The following is an 18,043-nucleotide window of genomic DNA, read 5'->3' as shown; positions in this document are numbered from 1 at the left end:
GGCCGAGAACTCCGACCAGCCAACGAGGCAGCGCGGAAGCGCCATGAAAGGCTTCCGCAGCGTTGGAGGAGCTCAGAGATTCCTGTCCGCGTTCAGCGGCATCTCACCCCACTTCCGGCCACGCCGGCACCGGATGACCGCCCCCGACCACCGCACCGAGATGACCGTCCGCTTCGTGATCTGGGACCAGATCACCGGCACCACCGCCCCGCCCACCGCGGCGTGACCCAGGCCCACGCCCGACCCCCACACGCCCTGACGCGCCCTCAATCGATCAACACCCCACCAACATGACAACGCCCGTCCGTGAGCTGCTGGAACGACTCCTGCCACCCCGCAGGCAACGTTCCAACCCCGTGTCATCAAACGCAAGATGGCCAACTGGCGCCTCAAACACACCCACCACCGCAACCCACCCCGACCACCTGCAGAAGCAATCACACTGGTCCCACCCACCAAACCGACCAGCAAGCACCTATCACCGGTATTGGACCTATGTCATGGTTTGACGCTACAGCGATGAACAGGCCGAACTCCTCTCAGTGGGGAGTTCGGCCTTCGTTCTGAGGGTCAGGTCCAGCCGTGTTCCGTCATTGCTCTGCCGTCGCCGTCCAGGTACCCGAGGAGCCCTTCCCTGGGGTACTCGATGATGTCCTTGGGTAGGTCGTGCACGGTGTGCCACTCCAGGGCCAGGCACTTGTCCGGTTCCCGGTTGTCGGGCTCTCCGGTCCACTTGGTGGCCAGGAAGAAGAACCCGATGCGTTCGACGGTGTCGCTCTGCTTGTGGTGCACGACGTGCACCAGGCGCAGGTGTGCGGGGTCGACCGATACCCCGGTCTCCTCCATCAGCTCACGGGCGGCCCCGTCCGGCAGGGGCTCGCCCTGATCGAGCTTGCCGGACGGCAGGTGCCAGCGGCCGTATCCGTATGGGCCGCCGCGTTGGGAGAGCAGCAGCTTGTCGCCCGCGCGGAGGATGACGTGGGTATCGATGACGGGTTGTGCGAGTTGCGGTGTCATGGTCCCTGAGGGGTTGTTGACGATGGGGCATTCGACGCTATCGCCGGATCAGCGATCGCGTCAGCGATTGTGGCCGCAACCTCCGCAGGAGTGGCGGTGCCGGTGTTCACGACGAGTACCGGCACGTCGGCCGACCGGAGGGTCTGAGCGGTCTGGTTGTAGAGGCTGACTTCGCGGCCAGGTGCGGTTGGGTCGCGGTGGAAGCGGTTGTGGGGGCCGCGCGAGGCTATCCGTTCGGCGATGAGGCCGGGGTCCGCGGTCAGGATGACTGCCAGGTCCGGCATCAGGACGTGCGCGTTCAGGTCGAGCAGGAACTTCAGCGGCACGCCGTCGAGCTGCTGCATGACGAGCGTCGAGGCGAGGTACCGGTCGGAGACCACGGTATCGCCGGCGCTCAGCCAGGGCTCGATCTCGTGCTCGACGTGTTCGTACCGGTCCGCGGCAACGAGGCAGGCCAGGGCGTGCCCGCGGATATGGCTGAAGTGTGCGCTGATGAAGCGGCCAAGGTCGCTGGTGGTGGGTTCCAGGGTCTGGCGGACGACGATGCCCCGTCTGGTCAGTTCGTCGCGCAGGGCCCGGATGGTGGTGGACTTTCCGACGCCGCTGGGGCCGTCGAGCGTGATGAACTGTCCTCGTCCCGGCATCATGCTGCAGCCCCCTGTGTGCTCTGGTTGCGCTGGTGCTGCTCGCGGGTGAGCGTGGCCAGGGTGGAGCGGACCTTGGCCAGAGGGACGTCACCGAACTGGATGCTGACGGAGAAGTTGAACTCGTCGCGCTCACGCATGGATTCGTCGGCGCCGTCTTCGGTGAGGTCGACGTCGCCGTAGGCGAGGAGGTCGTCGGGGTGGTGGCCGGCGTCGGTGAGGGTCGTCCAGACAGGTGTTCCGGGGTAGGGGCGGAACTCGAACACGCTCGCCCGTACGTCGCCAGGATTGCTGTCGGCGATGGCCCAGAGGTTGCGGATATGGCGGACGGTCGCCTCGATGTCGTCGTGGGATTCGCCGGGGAATCCGAGGATGAAGTACCCCTTCACGCCGATGCCGTGCTTGACCAGGCGGCGGGCGACGCGTTCGGTCATCTCGGCGTCGATCCGTTTGTCCATCGCCTTGAGGACGCGGTCACTGCCGGACTCGATACCGAGCGCGACTTCGCGCAGCCCGTTGCTCACGAGGCGGTCGAGCTCGCGGTCGTCAAGCCGGTCCAGGACGTTGATGCGTCCGGTGGCATCCCACACATAGCGCTCACCGATCCGGTGCCGGGTGAAGGCATCCATCTGTTCCTCGATGACCCGGCGCAGGCCGAGGAAGAGGTCGTCGACGAACCGGAACGCGGTCACCCCGTATTCATCGTGCAGCTGGTCCAGCTCGCCGATGATGTTTTCGGGGTTGCGTACCCGGATGGTGAGGTCGGGATTGGCGCTGACGGCGGCACCGCAGAAGGCGCAGTTGTAGGGGCAGCCGCGGCTCCCGACGATGTTCGCTTCCATGCGGCCGCTACGGGCGGCCGCCTTCAGCAGGTCCGTACCGCGGCTCACGGCGAGACACCGGTCCGCGTGCGTGGGCGCGGCCCGGTAGGGGTCCTGGGGGAGGAAGGCCCGGTTCACGTACGGGAGGCCGTTGATCTCCGGACCGAGCATCTGCGGATCGGGCTTGCCGACCGGAACGCCGGCGGCCCGGGTGCCGAGCAGCGGGTCACGCCACAGCACCCCGGGAAGTTCACGGCGGCGCTGCTCGTCCTCCAGCAGCGCGGCGACGCGTAGTTCTCCCTCACCAAGGACGAGGGCCCGCAGGTTGGCCATACGCGGGTCGGCCAGGACTCGGTCGGGCATGGCCTTGGCGTGGTGCCCGCCGACCATCAGGGCAACATTGGGATCGAGGTTGGCCGCGATGCGTGCGGACATTTCGTAGGTGGGGGCGAGGAGGTTCATGGCTGCCCACCGGGGCCGTGCTGCGTTGACGAGTTCCGCGGTCTCGACAATGCCCAGCCCGTGCGACTCGGCGTCGAGTACCCCTACGTTGAAACCGGCCTTCTGTGCGTACGTGGCAATGTACGCCATGCCCAGTACCGGCAGGGTGTAGTCGTTGGTCCGCGGGCGCTGGTCGTAATCGCGCAGCGGCGCGTTCACGAACAGCGCGTCGAGTGCGTGCGCCGGGTCAGCACCTGAGATGAGAGATAACTGCTGCATCGATCCTCCAGGTCAGCGGGCATGGGAGCCCCAGGTGAGGGTGGAGAGGGTCAGGGTGTGCAGAGCAGTGCTGTCGGGACCGGCCATGCCGGTCCACATCGGGCCGAACGCCTTGTCCTTCTTGTCCGGCCAGGGGTAGGCGGGCGCGATCTGCGCGGCCCAGGTACGCACGGCAAGGTCGTCGTGCGGGTAGACGCTGAAGTCGCCGGTGACGTCGGCCGCGGCTGCCGCAGCAGTCCACGGGCCGATGCGGGGAACGCTCGTCAGCGCGGCTGCCAATTCGGGGGCTTCCATACAGAGCCAGTTGACGGCGTGCAGCTCGTAGTGCTGGGCGGCGGCCTGCAACACGCTGCGGTGGAACTTGGCTCCGACGGCTGCGAACTCTTCATCGTCCAGCGCCAGTACCTGCAGGGGCGTGGGAGCGACGGCAAGATCACCGAACGGGCTGGCGACAGTGGTTCCGTAGGTCCTGCACCAGACCCGGTAGAGCTTGCGTGCCTGGCCGGCGCGCACGACCTGACGCAGGATCACCGTGGTGATCGCGTCCCACAGCCACGGGTTGGCGAGTCGCCGGGTGAGACCGAGGTCATCGAGTCCGGTCTTGAGTTCGGCGGGGACGCTGCTGGGCAGGCAAGCGGGATCGGTGATGACAAACTCAGGCTTCACGTCCTCGGCGCCGTCCACGCAGCTCATGTGCAGGCCATCTCGGTCCCACGACAGGACCCAGATCCCGGTGGCGGTGTGCACGGCTCGCGCACGGCCACCGGCCTCGGTCTCGATCCAGGCGGGGTGATCGGTCGTCAGGACGCTCATGGGAGTGCTCCTCATGTTGTGCGGTTGCTGCGCCGTAGCCTCTCGCGTCGACGGGGGTCTGCGCTCGTGGTCACGGGAAGCGGAGCGAGTTCAGTGGATGAGGCGGCGCCGGACCAGATAGCTGCGCATCATGCGGTACTCGTCCAACGTTGCGGGCCTGGACTCGGCAGGCTCCCCACCGGGTTCGGCAGCGGCCGGCCAGGCGTCTCGCGGCGGCATCAATTCAGCGACCGCGTTCGAAGCGCTCTTGCGGCGCGGTCCACGCATCAAGAGGGTCACTGTGTCCGGCTCCATCACGGCCTGGTGCACCATCTGGTGCACCAGGGTGTAAGCGCTGCGCGGTCGCTCAACGGTCACGATGGCCGGCTCCAAGTCAGCACCGCTGATCGGCCCCTCCCACCCGTCGGTGCGGCGGCGCACCACATGTACGTATCCGCCGGCGAGGAAAGTCGCGCGCAGGGCCAGGCTCGATTCGGGTTCCTCGCCTTCGCGGGCTGTGATGTACGGGACGAGGCGGCTCACCGTGCTCATGCGGCTGCTCCTGTCAGCGCAGTGGGGCGGCGCGGGGGAATGATCTGGCCGTCGGGCAGCAGTTCACCAGTGTTGTCAAAGAGCAATACGCCGTTGCAAAGCAGGGTCCTTCTCTGCACTTCACCCGAAGGGATGGAGTGGTGGCGTGAGCAGGTCTCCTGAAACGCGGGTGCGTGAGACCGTGTCGGTCCTGAAGGATGCACGGTGTGACTCCTGCGACTGACACAGCCCTGCCGCCGCCGTCCGTTCTGAAGGCGTTCCAGCTCACTGGACGGCCTGAGCCGCTCGAAGGAGGCCAGGGCCAGAGTGTCCGAGTAGGCGATGTCGTGCTGAAACCAGCCGGTGACAGCGCGGACGTCGAGTGGACAGCGAGGCTGATGGACGGGCTGCAGGGGCGACGGGGCTTCCGTGTCCCGCGATTTCTGCGCACCGTGAACGGGGGATACGTCGTCGAGGGATGGGCGGCGACCCGATTTGTGATGGGCGAGCCGGGGCCTGCCGGTAGATGGGATTCCCTGTTGGCTGCGGGTAGAGCCTTCCACGAGGCTCTGCGGGACGTGCCACGACCTGATCGACTGGACGTGCACCAACACCCGTGGGCGGTGGCTGATCGAGTTGCCTGGGGCGAGATGACAACGGAAGTACCCGCGCAGGTAGAGCGGTTGGTCACCAGGCTGCAGGCATTCCGCGAACCCGTGGACGCGCGTGCTCAGCTCATTCACGGCGACCTGACGGGAAACGTTCTCTTCGCGCCTGGCCACGCCCCCGCGATCATTGACTTCTCGCCGTACTGGCGACCGGTTGCCTATGCGGATGCGATCGTGGTGGTCGATGGCCTGCTCTATCACCAGGTTGGAGCCCGCCTGGTGGACTCGGCGGTCCCCGGAGTCGAGGGCGCTCAGATGCTCTTGCGGGCGTTGATCTTCCGCTTGGTCGCCCTGGGCGTACTGGTTGGACACGGCGGTGCGCTGGCTGAAGAGGAGTTGATCAGGTTCACTCGCGTGTCTCAGTTCGTTGAAGAGCGGATCGGCGGGTAGCACGGGTCAGGCTCCAGTGGAATCGGGACGGGGACGTGGGATGCCGAGGTTGGCGACGGTCCTCTTGGCAAGGCGTGCGGCCTCGGCTTGCTTCGCGCGGAGGAAGGTCAGGGTCGAGTCGATGCCTTCGACTTCGACGAGCCAGTGCTCCTCCTGGGCCCGTTTGCGGCGGAGGAGAAGGTCCTTCTCGATCTCCGCGAGGCGGGGCAGCATCTTGGGGTTGACCTGGAGCATCGGGCAGCGGATGCAGGCTTCTCTGAACTAGGGAACGGGGTGTGGGGCTCGACCTCTGGAGAGCGCATCCCTGGGCTGGCACGATGAGTCTCCATGAATGATCAAGAAATCCCTGCCGCCCAAGCTCTGCGCTTGGTCACAACCCTCTTCCCACACGCCTTGGGCGCCATGCTGGGGGGCTCGGCCGCCCAGGGTCGTGCCGCTCCGACGAGCGATCTCGACGTGGCCGTCCTCCTGCCGGACTCGGACACCAGCCGTCGTGAGGTGATACGTCACGAGGGCCGCCTGGCCGAGCTGTTCCTGAACACCCTTGCGGACGTGCCGGAATTCTTCGAGTGGGACAGATCCCGTCGTCGTGGCACAGTCCTGTTCATCTATGACCAGGGGCTGCCCTTGATGGACCCCCACGGCCATCTGTCCCGTACGTGCGAACAGGCCCGAGCGGTGCTCGCGGCCGGCCCACCTCCGCTCACCCCAGCGGAATGGGAACGAGGCCGCTACGGCCTCACCTGCTTCATGGACGACTTGATCGACACCCCGCCGACCAATCGGTACGAACAGCTCTCCCTCGCCGACTTCACTCTGCGTGAGGCGACACACCTTCTCACCGCTCACCACAACGCCTGGACGGGCATCGGCAAGTGGCTGCCCCGCAGACTGCTGAGCGCGGACCCGGCACGAGGCAAGGCCCTGCTGGACGGCCATCAGGCTGTGGCCGAACACGCCGATCCCACCCCGTTGGCGGCCGCGGCCGAGCAGGTGCTCGACCTGCTTGGAGGACCACTGCGAGAAGGGTACGCACACCGCTGGCGCACCTGATTCGCCAGGCAGTCTGACCTATCCAACATCACCCACAGATCCCTTTCGCCTTCTGTGCGTTGGTTCAGCTCCGAGCTCGAGCTTCCCCGCCGGCGCTGTGTTGCTGGGCCTTGAGACCGGGTTGGTGATGGTGGGAATGCCGAGGTCCACGACACTGCTGCCGGTCGGACGCCGGTCGAGCTGGACAAGCTTCTCCTCTGCGCCAGCGAGGCTGACCTGGAGTCCCTCGACCTCGCCGAGCCAGCCATCGCGCTCGGCCTCGGCAATGCGCGCGCGGAGGTTGTCACGAATGTCGACGAGCCGTGCCCGCTGAGCCGGATCAGGTCGGAGGAGTGAGCATCTGACACAAGCGTGCTCATGAATGCACGGGGCGTTGTCACATTGACGGCGGGTGACTGGTCGGTAGAGCTTCGAGGCGTGCTGGGGTGTGGTTCCGGTGCCGGTTCAGGCTGCGGCCGGTCGGCAGATATTCTCGGTGACGTGGTCCCAGACGGTGAAGCGGATGGTCATCTCGAGGCGATGCTCGGCGGCGGTGCGGAGATGCCGCCGGGGACGGAAGTGGGGTGAGATGCTGCCGAACGCGGACAGGAACCGTTGGGCGGCGCCGACGCTGCGGAAGCCCTTCATGGCCCGTTCCCGCTGTCTCGTGGGTTGGTGAGAGTTCTCGGCCCGGTTGTTCAGTCCTTTGTGAGCGCGGTGTTCCACCGAGGGCATCAGCTTCCGGTGAGCGGCGCCGTAGGAGCGAAGTTTGTCGGTGACCAGCACCCTCGGTACCCGGCACTGCTTCTTCATCAGCTTGGCCATGAACCGCTTCGCGGCTTTGGTGTCCCGCCTGGACTGCACCAGGACGTCGAGGGCGTTGCTGTCCTGGTCGACCGCCCGCCACAGGTACCGCCGCACCCCGTTGATCTTGATGAAGACCTCGTCGAGATGCCATTTGTCACCGGGCCGCGGTCGGCGGCGGCGCAGCCCGTCGGCGTAGGCCTGGCCGAACTTCGCACACCACCGGCGGACGGTCTCGTAGGAGACGATCACGCCGCGTTGGAGCATCAGTTCCTCAGTCTCGCGGCAGCTGAGCGGGAACCGGGGGTACAGCCACACGCAGTGGGAGATGACTTCGACCGGGTAGCGGTGCCCCTTGTACGACGGCGTCGGGTTCACCACGACGATCCCCCTCCAGCATGCTCAACCCGCAGATCCAACCATGTCATCCGCCAACGTGACAGCGCCCCGCGGCTGCTTGCCCGGCATCAGGCGGACGGTGCGCCGGTGCCGGCCGGGGGCCTGGGTGAAACGCTGTCGGGGCGCGGTCGATCAGTCGCGGAGGCGTTTTTCGACGGCTTCCACGAGGGCGTCGATCACGCCGTCGGGTGAGGGGCTGTAGTGGGGGACGGCCCAACGGGTGATCTTTGCGTCGATGACGGTGGGCCGGCCGGAGGCGAGGGCCGTGCGGAAGGCCTCCTCGAACTCGTCGAGCGTCTCCACGCGGTAGCCGTCGGCGCCGCACGCGCGCGCGTACGCCGCGAAGTCCGGGTTCTGGAACTCGACCAGGGCGCTCTCCCGGTAGGTGGCGAGCTGGAAGAGTTTGATCAGCTTGAACTCCTCGTCGTCGAAGATGACCCAGATGACGGGGATGTCGTTCTCGACGGCGGTAATCAGCTCGAACCCGGCCAGGGAGTAGCAGCCGTCGCCGCAGCCGACGACGACGGTCCGTTCCGGGTGCGCGACCTTCAGGCCGATGGCGCCGTTGACGTGCCCGGCCATCGGCCCGAAGGAGCCGGCCTTGCGGAAGTTCTGTCCCTCCTCCAGCTCGACGTAGTAGCCGAGCCAGGCCAGATGGGCGCCCGCGTCCGCGAGGAGGACGGCGTGCGGCGGCAGCATCCGGCCGATCGACTGCGCGAGCTGACCGGGGTGGATCTTCCCGGTGAGGTGGGTGATGTGCCGGGCCTCGTAGTCCCGGCCCTTGACGTCGGCCGCTGGCACATCGCCGGGCACCTTCTTCTCCAGCGCGTCGACGAGGGCCTCCACCGCCGGGCGGGCGTCGCCCAGCAACGCGTGGTCGGGCGGGTACGCCTTGTGGAACTCCGTCTCGGAGATGTTCACGTGGATGAGGAGCTTGTCCTTGAACAGGTCCTCGCGGTAGTTGAACGTCGCGTGCTGGTTGAGGGAGTTCCCGATGCACAGCACAATGTCGGCCTCGCGGAAGGCCTTCCAGGCACTGGAGTGGCCGCTGTCCGCGAAGACGCCCACGGCGAGCGGATGTCCCTCGGACACGATGCCCTTGCCGTCCAGCGTGGTGAGCAAGGGGATCTGGAACCGCTCGATCAGTCGCTTGACCTGCGGTCCCGCCCCGCTGCGGATCGCGCCGAAGCCGGCAAGGGCCACGATCCGTTTCCGCTGGGCCAGGGCGTCGGCCAGCACCGACGCGATCTCGTCCACGCGCGCCGGGTCGGGCAGGACCGGGGCGACGTCGAGCCGGATCGGCCGGAAGTTCGTGACCTCGACACCATGGTGGGTGAGGTCCTCGGGGACGTGGATGTGCACGGGCCCGGGCCGGCCCGCGAAGGCGATGTTGACCGCTTCCTCGAGGACGTCGCAGGTGTCGTCGGCGTCGGTGAGCAGGAAGGACTTCTTGGTGGTGGCCGCGAACATCGCCCGGGAGTCGGGCGTGCGGTTCAGGCCCGACGTTTCGTTGAGCGACCCCCATCCCTGCCACTCCCGTGACGCGTACCCGGAGACGGCGAGGACCGGGTAGGAGTCGGACATCGCCACCGCCAGTCCGGAGAACAGGTTGAACGCGCCGGGCCCGGCGGTCGCGAAGCAGAAGCCCAGCCGGCTGGTGTACATGGCGTAGCCGCAGGCCATGAAGGACGCTGCCTGCTCGTGCCGCGTGATGATCGGCCGGATCTGCCGGGAATGTTTCAGCGCCAGCATCAGACCGGCGGCGTTCTCCCCCGCGCCGCCGAACGCGGCCCGCACCCCGACGCCTTCCAGCCCCTTGACGATGGCCTCGTAGACTCTCATCGGTTTCTCCCTCATCGCGCGGCCTGTCCGCCCTGGCGGAGCCGGTCCTCGAGCGCCTCCCACATGCCGGGGACGACGCCTTCCGGTGATGTGCTGTAGTGGGGCAGCGCCCATCGGGTGATCTTGACGTCGATCACGGTCGGTCTGTTCGAGGTGAGGGCGGCCCGGAACGCGGCCTCGAACTCGTCGAGCGTCTCCACGTGGTAGCCGTCGGCACCGCAGGCCTTCGCGTACATCGCGAAGTCGGGGTTCTGGAATTCCACCAGCCCCGATTCACCGTAGGTCGCGAGCTGGTAAAGCTTGACCAGCTTGTACTCGTCGTCGTTGAAGATGACCCAGATCACCGGGACGTCGTTCTCCACGGCGGTCATCAGCTCGAAGCCGGCCATCGAGTAGCAGCCGTCACCGCACCCGACGACGACCGTCCGGTGGGGCTGGGCGAGCTTCACCCCGATCGCACCGTTCACGTGCGCGGACATCGGCCCGAAGGTGCCCGTCTTGCGGAAGTTCTGGCCCTGCTCCAGGTCGACGTAGTAACCGAGCCAGGCGAGGTGGGCACCGGCGTCGGCGAGGAGCACGGCGTCCTCCGGCAGCATACGGCCGATCGCCTGCGCCAGCCGCCCCGGATGGATCGCCCCGGGAAGGTGGGGGACGTGCCGGGTCTCGTGGTCCCGGCCGAGCACCTGCACGGGGCCGGCCGGAGCGGACTCCCGCTCCAGTGCCGCGCCGAGCGCCTCGACCGCAAGACGCGCGTCGGAGACGAGGGCGTGAGCGGGCCGGTAGTGCTTGCCCATCTCGCCGGCGTCGATGTTGACCTGGATGAGCGTCTTGCCGTCGAACAGGTCCTCGCGCAGGCCGAACGTCGCGTGCTGGTTGAGCGAGTTGCCGATGGCCAGGACCACGTCGGCTTCACGGAACGCCTTCCAGGCACTCGCGTGGCCGCTCTCCGAGAACACCCCGGCGGCGAGCGGGTGGGTCTCGGGGATCACGCCCTTGCCGTCCAGGGTGGTGACGACGGGGATCTGGAAACGCTCGACGAAGCGCTGCACCGCCGCCTCGGCGGAACTGCGGATCGTGCCGAAGCCGGCCAGGAGGACGATCCGGCGCCCCTCCCGCAGTGTGTCGGCCAGCACTCCGGCGATGGTCTGGACCCGCTCCGGGTCGGGCCGCACGGGCGCCACGTCCAGCCTGACGTCGTGGTAGTTGTCCACGGTCGTGCCGCGGTGGGTGAGGTTCTGCGGGACGTGGATGTGCACCGGGCCGGGCCGGCCCCCGAGGGCGGTGTTAACGGCCTCCTCGAGGACGTCGCATGTGTCGGCGATGTCCGTGAGCAGGAAGGACTTCTTGGTCGTCGCGGCGAACATCGCCTGCGAGTCGGGGGTGCGGCCCCGCCCCGACGTGTCGTTCACCGCGCCGTGGCCGCGCCAGTCCAGGGAGACGAAACCGGTGAGGGCCAGCACCGGGTAGGAGTCGGACAGGGCGACGGCGAGGCCGGAGAAGAGGTTGAACGCGCCGGGACCGACGGTGGCGAAGCAGACCCCGAGCCGGCCCGTGTACATGGCGTAGCCGCACGCCATGAACGAGGCGGCCTGCTCGTGCCGGGTCATGATCGGCCGGATCTTCCGCGACTTCTCCAGTGCCAGGGCCAGACTGGCGATGTTCTCGCCGTTGCCGCCGAACGCGGTGTCGACACCCGCGCTCTCCAGCCCCCTGACGATGGCTTCGTACACCTGCATGGCGCTCCTTCGGTGCGTGCTTCCGGGCCCCAGGGTGGGTCGGCTACTCCTTCCAGCGCGCGGCGTGAACGCGGTGGGCATCGGTCAGGCCGTTCCGGAAGAACCGCTCGTAGTACTCGGTTTCGACGTGGTGCGTCTGCAGCCAGATGCCGGGCACGTGGATGGCGTCGGTGTGGGCCGGGAAGCGCCCGTGGGTGGCGTGGATGTACACGCAGACGTCGCGTGCGCAGTCGATCACCCGCCGGTCGTACCCGCCCGCCTCTTCGAGGTAGCGGGGCGCGTACCCGTCCTTGTAGATGCGGCTGAAGACGTCCTTGTCCTCGTAGATGCCGCCCTTGCCGAACTTGCTCTGCACCACCGCGTCTACGGCGGCCTCCATCGAGGGGTAGTTGGGCGGGCAGGCGCCTTTGATGAGGTGTTCGCCGGCGGCCCGCAGTCCCACCGGGTGGGCGCGCAGGGTCGCGTACTTCGGCAGCGGCACCTGCCAGCGCAGGAGGTCGGCGGGCTTGAAGCGCGGGGTGACGAAGTCGAAGCCGAGCATGCGGCCGTAGGTGCGGGAGAACTTCGGGTCGCCCAGCATGAGCTGGGGGTTGATCGACGCGTGGATCCAGGCGCCGAGTCCCATGGCGTCGGCGACCAGCATCATGTTCTGCAGCAGCAGGTCGGCTTCCACCTGGGTGCGCATCGGCCCCAGGGCGCCGAGCGGCAGCTTGAGGTCGGGGTTGAGGAAGCCGTTGCGCACCCACTTGCGCACCCCGGCCGGGCGGTAGAAGTTGCGGTCGTCGACGAAGGTGGGCCGGGCTCCGTCGGGCTGGGTCAGCAGGTACATCAACGCGTTGATGTACTGGTGGGAGAGGTCGACGACCGGCAGGAAGACCGTGGTGCCCGCGAGGTTGGACAGGAAGCGGTTGGAGTCGAGGTAGGCGGGGAAGTCGCGCATGCCCTCGGCCACGTCCAGGCGGCGGTCCAGCACCTTCACCTTCGCCCGGCCGGCCCGTTCGAGCAGTGTGTCGGGGTCGAATACCGCCTCGGGTGACGGGGGCAGCTTCCTCAGGTAGTACGTCCCGCTGTCGTTGATCATGAAGAAGTGGGTGCCCTGGGCGTTGTCGGGGCTGCCCGCCGTACGCCCCACCATGTTCAGGTTCGGCTTGGCCATGATGGGCTTGTGGTCGCGCGGGTCCTCGAAGGGCCGGTCGGGCATGCTGAGGCCGGAGCAGCCGGTGAGGGCGATGAGCACGGCCTCCTCCAGCTCGCCCAGGGGCTGCGGCCGGTGGGGAGAGTCATAGCTCATCGACCTGGCCGCGACGGACGCACCCCTGCTGACCCGGTGGGTGCGCCGCCGGAAGACGCTCTCCCACAGGGGCCGGGCCAGGAGGTCTTCGAGGCCGGTGTGCGTGGCTCGCTGCTGTACCGCCATGTCCTTCTCCCGGTCAGTCGTGGTCCGCGTCGCCGTGATTGCGCACGGGCTGGACAGCACGCCACGGCGCGAACGCGCTGGCCGTGCGCGGCAGGAGGCTTGCCAGCTCGGGGCAGTGCCGCTGGATGACGCTGGTCATGCCACTGCGGTCGATCCATTCCATGCCCAGCGGGGTGTAGACCTCGGGCCTGAAGTCGACGGTGAGGAAGCGGTCGCTCTGCAGGCGGCGGCTGGCCATCAGGATGAAGACGCGGAAGGCGGTGTCGCTGAATCCGAAGCCGGTGGGCGGGTTCTCGGCGAAGAGCCCCACCATGGTGTCGATCTCGTCGACCGAGCGGTACACGTCCTTCAGCCGGGCGACCGTCTCCGGGTTGGAGGAGAGGTCCTCGAACCGCCGGATGCGCGGCTTGTGCAGGCCTGCCAGGAAGTCGTTGTAGCGCGGGACGCCGCGGCGCCGGGTGCGCACCAAGTCGACGACTGACAGGTCGATCACCTCTCCGTCGCGCTCGAACGTCTGCAGGGAGCGGGGGAAATTGTTCAGGGTGATCGCCCCGGGATGGGCGATGCCCAGGGAGTACAGCGTGTCCGCCAGGCCGGTCTTGCGGATGAGCGGCTCCGTGGCGGCGCCCTGGACGTCGTTGAACGTCAGGGTGTCGAGGCGGTGGCCGAACCGGTGCTCGACGATCTCGTAGTCGTCCGGGATGAGCGGGTGCAGCCGGTAGACGGTGGTGAACTCCTCCGTGAGGGAGTACGGCGCACCGTGGTGGTCGGGCAGAGTGCGGGGAATGCCGCCGAGGTCGTGCGCCTCGAACAGCCAGGTGCCCAGTTGGTCGAGCCAGGTCTTGGGCGGGCCCTGCCAGTTGGTCTTCAGGGCGATGTCGATCGCCTTGGTGGCGAGGATCGCCGGCGTCCACTCAACCGTGTGGATCTTGGCGATCAGCGCCGCCACGACGAGGCGTGCCGTGTGGTAGATGCGGTCCTCGTCCATGTGCGGATACTCGTCGCGCAGCGCCCGGCAGACGGCGTTGTGCTCACGGGCGAACAGGGTCGTCATCGCGCTGAGGCCGAGCCACCAGCTGTCGCGGAAGCCGGTGACCGGAAGGCCGTTGCCGAGCGGGAGGTGCCCCTCCTCCAGCCGCAGTTCGGCGCGGCCGTCGGGCTCGCGCAGGGACTTCGCGACCGAGGCGGTGCCGCCGTAGATCTCCGAGCCGTCCCACCAGTGCGAGACGGCACTGGCGAAGGTCGGCGGCTGTCCGCCGCCGGGCTGGTACAGGGCCTCGTTCTCAGCGAAGCGCATCACCTTCTCCGGTGGACCGCCGGGGGTGTTGTGCCAGGTCATGCCGGGAGGCAGGGGCACCTCGACCGACTTCTCGCCGACGGGGTGGCGCTTGTGGTCGACCCAGTCGTGCACCTGGAACTGGATCCACGCGGCAGCGAGGATGTTCAGGGACGTCGCGGGAATGAACCCGTCGCGGTGCAGCAGCTTTTCGCTGACGGTGACCGGGTTGGGCGTGTCGAACAGGTCCGGCCGGTGGACCGACGGCATGTTGCGGCCGAAGGCGGCGCCGACGGCGCCCATCGCCGGTGCGGAGAGGTCGTTCCAGGAGCCGTCGTAGCTGCGCCGGGTCCGCAGGTCCTCATCGACCGGGACCGGTGCGGGCCGGGCGACGGGCGGGGCCTCGTGAAGTTCGGTGTCAATGAGGTTGTGACGGCGCAGCGTCTGCCGGAACGCCATGAGGTTGAGCAGCCCGGGCCCGGTGGGCAGCCGGTGCCACGGGACGACGCGGTTGACGGCGTGGAAGAAGGCTCGCAGCGGGTGGCCGAGCAGGGTGTTGCGCCGCGGTTCGACCGTGACGAAGCGCAGGCCCAGGCGGTGGGCGCTGCTCGCCTCGTACGCCGCCTTGCGTGCCCGGTTGAGGTTGCCCAGGGGGCGGAAGGCACCGGTGGTGTTCCACGGGTTGAACGCCAGCTGGTCGATGCGTGAGCCGACGGCCCGTGCCGCGGCGGTGTCCAACTCCTGGCGCGGGATCGTCAGAGTGGCCACCGGCACGGCGGGCGCATCCTCTTCCCGCCACTCGACGGCGCCGTCCTCGATGGGCGTGCGCCTGCCGTCCACGTAGCGCTGTACGCACACGTCGAAGATGACGTCCGCCCGATGCAGCCGGCGCGCGAGTTCACGCCGCAGGTAGTCGGGATCGGTGCGGGACGGATCCGGGGCCTCGGGGGCGCCGGCGGGGCGCAGCTGATAGCGCACCGGTCCGGCCTCGCCCCACAGGATCGCGCCACGGCTCCAGTACGTCTCCAGTGCAAGGCTCCGCACCGGACGCCGGGCCCCGGCCGAAACGTTGCGTCGCATACGCGTCGCCGTGGACCAGCCGACGGACAGGGGCAGCTTCACGAAGAACGCGAACGCCTTGCGGAGCCGGGTGTCCGCGCCTGCCATGGCCTTCGCGAAGAGGACGAACTCGCGCGCGTTGCGGGCATGCGAGACCGGGAAGCTCGTCATCAGCAGATCGTGGATCTCGTCGGGACCGACTTCGACGCGCAGCGCCGCACCCCGCAGGTCGGGTGCGTGGTCGGGCTGGCGGACACCGCCGGCGTTGGACAGCCGGACCGTGACCGGATACTCGGCTCCGGGCTTGGCGAAACCCGAGCTCAGTTCGGCGGGCAGGTCGTCGTGGAACCTCAGCCGGGCGTTCTCCACGCCGAGGACCGCCTTGGCGTGGAACGTCCGATGGAGGGCGGCGGAGCCGCTGCGCTTCTTCGCCTTCAGCTGCACGCGCAGCAGGTCGGTTGCGAGCCGCTCGAAGATCAGGCGCTCGGCCTCCGGACTGCCACCGATGTACCGCTCGTACTGCTGGTTCTCGCGCATGTCTGAAACACTCGCGAACACCGGAGGCGCTGTCGCGTGGAGCGGGGCATGCGGGGGATGCCGAGCCGGTCAGCTGTCGGGGGTCAGGGAGATCGTGAGATCGGCCTCGAATCCGGGGTCCCCGACGCTGAACATCCACTGGGTCGGCTGCGCCTCGTCGTCGGGGGCCATCTTCTGCACCCCCGAGCTCTGGTCGGCCGCGGCGGCGGCGAACTGCTCGGGGGTGACATCCGGGTTCAGATACCTCTCGCCGGTGTGGCGGTAGAGCGACGGTCCGGCGGGGGTCGGCACGTATTGCACGTAGTACTGCTTGCGGAAGACGACGTTGTCGGAGAATCCCACCCCGAAGGTGTCGCGCTCGCCGACGTAGAAGTCCAGTCGGAAGACGAGGGTCGCATCGCTCCTCGCCCCGGCCGGTTTGACCGAGGCGTCCATCCAGCCCTCCCAGATCAACCGGTCCGGGCCCGCCCAGCCCGAGGTGGCGTCGCCGGACTGCGCGAGCGGTTGGCGCAACTCCGTCGCGAGGTCGGGCAGTGGATCCGTGAAGTCGTCCTTGTGGAAGGGGCCGTAGCAGTTCTCCGCCTCGCTGCTCTGGTGGAACAGGTCGAAGTCGACGAAGCGGGGCTTGATGCTCACTCCGAAGTAGAACTCGCTCCTGCCGAAGATGTCATGGCCTCGCTTCACCTTCGCGTTGGCGAGATGGAGGCGGACGTGGTGGCTGCCGTGGAAGAAGCGCATGGCGATCTCGTACGCCTCGCGCGAGGTGACGAGGGAGTCCCGGCCGCCGTGGCACTTGTGGACGAAGGTTCGAGGCGCTCCGGGGAGCTGCGCGGACGCTTGTTTGACCAGGCCGTCGCTGCGGTTGTAGGCCAGAATGCCCTCGCTGAGGAGGGTGGAGAGCCGGTTGCCCAGGCTGGCGAACTTGTTGCCGTACGTTCCATAGTCGGTGCCGACGACGGTGAGGATTCTCTGATGGGGAAACCCGATATCCTCGGCATTCGAGTGATTCGGATCAAATGCGGCGATCTCATCCCCGGCGGCGAGCGGCAAACGCTTGACCAGTTCGGCCGGAAGGTATTCGAACGCGATCCCGCGGTGCGGCGTGCCCAGGGTGACAATGCGGTGGATGAGGTTCCCGCTCGTTTCTCCTGATTTTCCCAGCTCTTTCAGTGCGGAACGCACCACCAGGCCGCCCATGCTGTGCGCCACGATGTCCACACCGGCGAATTTCTCTTCGGCTTGTTCCGTGCCGCGCTTGATGATCTCGATGAGTCGGACCAGCCCTTTTCCGAAGCACTCGAGCGTGCGGGGGAAGAGGTCGTAGTAGCGGTAGATCCACAACGTCCCCGACGCGCCCCGCTGGCGGACGAAGACGTCCTCTGCCAGAGCGGCGTCGACGACCACCGTGCCGCTCACCAGGCCTACGAGCCACTCGGGTGCGTCGTCCGGAGCGGGCATGTCCTGCTTGTAGTAACCGACGACATTGGTGGCGTCCCGATAGGGATAGAGTCCCGATTTGAGGCACCGGAGCACAAAGCCCTCGTAGAGGTAATTCTCGCCCCTGCGCTCCGGATAGACGGTGCCGTCGTTGAATCCCTGGTAGGCGTCACGCTGCTCGTCCTGTACATCCGGGCCTCCGAATCCGCGGATCAGGATCAGCGGGCGAGGACGGTCGGTCATGGAGATCACCCCTTAACAAAGTCGTGCAATTCGGCCAGGCACCACTGTGCGGACGATCACGCCCGAGCCCGCGCAATATCGTTTCGACCGGTGTGTCTCGGGCAGGCCGCCGAAAGCACCCTCACCCCCCGCCGGCCGCCCGTCTGCCTGGACGAGGTGGTCTCCCATCCAGATGTGATCGTAGGGCGCTGTCACGTTGTTGAGTGTGTGCGTGCCTGACGGTGTGTCGGGTGTGGTGGGGCCGGGTTCCGGCTCTGTGCTCAGGCCGCGGCAGGCAGGCCGGCGACGCCGGTGATCTGATCCCGGATAGCGAAGCGGGTGGTCATCTCGGTGCGGTAGTAGGCGGCGGTCATCAGGTGGCGGCGGGGCCTGAAGTGGGGTGAGATACCGCTGAACGCGGCCAGGAACTGCTGGGCTCCGCCGACGCTACGGAAGCCTTTCATGGCGCGTTCGCGCTGCCGTGCCGGCATTGTCACGTTGGCTGACCGGCCTGAGATGATCTCGTGGTTGATCGTGCCGGGAGGGGTTCGCTCGTGTCGTCCGCGCCGCCGTCGTACAAAGGGGCACCGATACCCGGTAGAGATCATCTCCCACTGCGTGTGGCTGTACTTCCGCTTCCCGCTCAGCTTCCGGGAGGTCGAGGAGCTGATGCTCGAGCGCGGTGTGCTCGTCTCTCAC

At 67.7% G+C, this 18,043-nt stretch carries 15 protein-coding genes and 3 pseudogenes; 4 read left to right on the top strand and 14 right to left on the bottom strand.

Annotated features, from left to right (window positions below; all coding sequences use genetic code 11):
* Window positions 1-226, top strand: a pseudogene (locus ACWCQ6_RS31390) (IS6 family transposase); the annotation flags it as partial.
* 344 nt (window positions 227-570) lie between these two features.
* Here the strand turns inward: ACWCQ6_RS31390 and ACWCQ6_RS31385 are convergent.
* From ACWCQ6_RS31385 to ACWCQ6_RS31360, 6 genes are all read right to left on the bottom strand, one after another.
* Window positions 571-1,017 (bottom strand): NUDIX hydrolase, encoded by a 447-nt coding sequence (locus ACWCQ6_RS31385; RefSeq protein WP_451094985.1) that lies wholly within the window; start codon window positions 1,015-1,017, stop codon window positions 571-573.
* On the bottom strand, window positions 1,014-1,664 hold the full coding sequence (gene tmk, locus ACWCQ6_RS31380) for a dTMP kinase (protein WP_451094983.1): 651 nt from the start codon (window positions 1,662-1,664) through the stop codon (window positions 1,014-1,016). Before tmk ends, ACWCQ6_RS31385 begins: the two co-directional genes overlap by 4 nt.
* Window positions 1,661-3,202, bottom strand: coding sequence for a B12-binding domain-containing radical SAM protein (locus tag ACWCQ6_RS31375; RefSeq protein ID WP_451094981.1), 1,542 nt, complete (start codon window positions 3,200-3,202; stop codon window positions 1,661-1,663). Before ACWCQ6_RS31375 ends, tmk begins: the two co-directional genes overlap by 4 nt.
* A gap of 12 nt (window positions 3,203-3,214) precedes the next feature.
* Window positions 3,215-4,015, bottom strand: coding sequence for a hypothetical protein (locus ACWCQ6_RS31370; protein WP_451094979.1), 801 nt, complete (start codon window positions 4,013-4,015; stop codon window positions 3,215-3,217).
* A gap of 90 nt (window positions 4,016-4,105) precedes the next feature.
* Window positions 4,106-4,546, bottom strand: coding sequence for a hypothetical protein (locus ACWCQ6_RS31365; RefSeq protein ID WP_451094977.1), 441 nt, complete (start codon window positions 4,544-4,546; stop codon window positions 4,106-4,108).
* Window positions 4,543-4,680, bottom strand: coding sequence for a DUF5999 family protein (locus ACWCQ6_RS31360; protein ID WP_451094987.1), 138 nt, complete (start codon window positions 4,678-4,680; stop codon window positions 4,543-4,545). Before ACWCQ6_RS31360 ends, ACWCQ6_RS31365 begins: the two co-directional genes overlap by 4 nt.
* A 72-nt stretch (window positions 4,681-4,752) precedes the next feature.
* Between ACWCQ6_RS31360 and ACWCQ6_RS31355 the strand changes: the two genes are divergently transcribed.
* Window positions 4,753-5,583, top strand: a complete 831-nt coding sequence (locus ACWCQ6_RS31355) for an aminoglycoside phosphotransferase (protein ID WP_451094975.1) — start codon at window positions 4,753-4,755, stop codon at window positions 5,581-5,583.
* Window positions 5,584-5,589: 6 nt separating this feature from the next.
* Here ACWCQ6_RS31355 and ACWCQ6_RS31350 read toward each other — a convergent pair whose 3' ends face one another.
* Window positions 5,590-5,817 carry a recombinase gene (locus ACWCQ6_RS31350; RefSeq protein ID WP_451094973.1) on the bottom strand — a complete coding sequence of 76 codons (228 nt, stop codon included), beginning with the start codon at window positions 5,815-5,817 and terminating at the stop codon, window positions 5,590-5,592.
* Window positions 5,818-5,910: 93 nt separating this feature from the next.
* Between ACWCQ6_RS31350 and ACWCQ6_RS31345 the strand changes: the two genes are divergently transcribed.
* Complete coding sequence (locus tag ACWCQ6_RS31345; protein WP_451094971.1) at window positions 5,911-6,636, top strand: nucleotidyltransferase domain-containing protein; 726 nt, start codon at window positions 5,911-5,913, stop codon at window positions 6,634-6,636.
* Window positions 6,637-7,080: 444 nt separating this feature from the next.
* Here the strand turns inward: ACWCQ6_RS31345 and ACWCQ6_RS31340 are convergent, their stop codons facing one another.
* The 7 genes and pseudogenes from ACWCQ6_RS31340 to ACWCQ6_RS31310 all read right to left on the bottom strand — a co-directional run.
* A complete protein-coding gene (locus ACWCQ6_RS31340; RefSeq protein ID WP_451094969.1) occupies window positions 7,081-7,800 on the bottom strand; it encodes an IS6 family transposase in 720 nt (239 codons plus the stop codon).
* Between the two features lie 150 nt (window positions 7,801-7,950).
* Window positions 7,951-9,660 carry a thiamine pyrophosphate-binding protein gene (locus ACWCQ6_RS31335; protein WP_451094967.1) on the bottom strand — a complete coding sequence of 570 codons (1,710 nt, stop codon included), beginning with the start codon at window positions 9,658-9,660 and terminating at the stop codon, window positions 7,951-7,953.
* Between the two features lie 11 nt (window positions 9,661-9,671).
* Window positions 9,672-11,396 carry a thiamine pyrophosphate-binding protein gene (locus ACWCQ6_RS31330; protein WP_451094965.1) on the bottom strand — a complete coding sequence of 575 codons (1,725 nt, stop codon included), beginning with the start codon at window positions 11,394-11,396 and terminating at the stop codon, window positions 9,672-9,674.
* 43 nt (window positions 11,397-11,439) lie between these two features.
* Window positions 11,440-12,813, bottom strand: coding sequence for a hypothetical protein (locus tag ACWCQ6_RS31325; RefSeq protein WP_451094963.1), 1,374 nt, complete (start codon window positions 12,811-12,813; stop codon window positions 11,440-11,442).
* A 13-nt stretch (window positions 12,814-12,826) separates the two neighbouring features.
* Complete coding sequence (locus tag ACWCQ6_RS31320; protein ID WP_451094961.1) at window positions 12,827-15,685, bottom strand: peroxidase family protein; 2,859 nt, start codon at window positions 15,683-15,685, stop codon at window positions 12,827-12,829.
* Window positions 15,686-15,754: 69 nt separating this feature from the next.
* Entirely contained in the window at window positions 15,755-17,365 is a 1,611-nt protein-coding gene (locus ACWCQ6_RS31315) for an esterase/lipase family protein (RefSeq protein WP_451094959.1), read from the bottom strand.
* Between the two features lie 260 nt (window positions 17,366-17,625).
* Window positions 17,626-17,835 (bottom strand): annotated as a pseudogene (locus ACWCQ6_RS31310) (IS6 family transposase); the annotation flags it as partial.
* Between the two features lie 25 nt (window positions 17,836-17,860).
* Between ACWCQ6_RS31310 and ACWCQ6_RS31305 the strand changes: the two are divergent.
* Window positions 17,861-18,043 (top strand): annotated as a pseudogene (locus ACWCQ6_RS31305) (hypothetical protein); the annotation flags it as partial.

Source organism: Streptomyces sp. NPDC001880 (assembly GCF_053594575.1).
This window is presented reverse-complemented; position numbering and strand designations above follow the sequence as displayed.

Coding starts and splice junctions, on each gene's coding strand:
- ACWCQ6_RS31385 (WP_451094985.1), bottom strand. CDS start 1,017: ATGACACCGCAACTCGCACAACCCGTCATCGATACCCACGTCATCCTC.
- tmk (WP_451094983.1), bottom strand. CDS start 1,664: ATGATGCCGGGACGAGGACAGTTCATCACGCTCGACGGCCCCAGCGGC.
- ACWCQ6_RS31375 (WP_451094981.1), bottom strand. CDS start 3,202: ATGCAGCAGTTATCTCTCATCTCAGGTGCTGACCCGGCGCACGCACTC.
- ACWCQ6_RS31370 (WP_451094979.1), bottom strand. CDS start 4,015: ATGAGCGTCCTGACGACCGATCACCCCGCCTGGATCGAGACCGAGGCC.
- ACWCQ6_RS31365 (WP_451094977.1), bottom strand. CDS start 4,546: ATGAGCACGGTGAGCCGCCTCGTCCCGTACATCACAGCCCGCGAAGGC.
- ACWCQ6_RS31350 (WP_451094973.1), bottom strand. CDS start 5,817: ATGCTCCAGGTCAACCCCAAGATGCTGCCCCGCCTCGCGGAGATCGAG.
- ACWCQ6_RS31345 (WP_451094971.1), top strand. CDS start 5,911: ATGAATGATCAAGAAATCCCTGCCGCCCAAGCTCTGCGCTTGGTCACA.
- ACWCQ6_RS31335 (WP_451094967.1), bottom strand. CDS start 9,660: ATGAGAGTCTACGAGGCCATCGTCAAGGGGCTGGAAGGCGTCGGGGTG.
- ACWCQ6_RS31330 (WP_451094965.1), bottom strand. CDS start 11,396: ATGCAGGTGTACGAAGCCATCGTCAGGGGGCTGGAGAGCGCGGGTGTC.
- ACWCQ6_RS31325 (WP_451094963.1), bottom strand. CDS start 12,813: ATGGCGGTACAGCAGCGAGCCACGCACACCGGCCTCGAAGACCTCCTG.
- ACWCQ6_RS31320 (WP_451094961.1), bottom strand. CDS start 15,685: ATGCGCGAGAACCAGCAGTACGAGCGGTACATCGGTGGCAGTCCGGAG.
- ACWCQ6_RS31315 (WP_451094959.1), bottom strand. CDS start 17,365: ATGACCGACCGTCCTCGCCCGCTGATCCTGATCCGCGGATTCGGAGGC.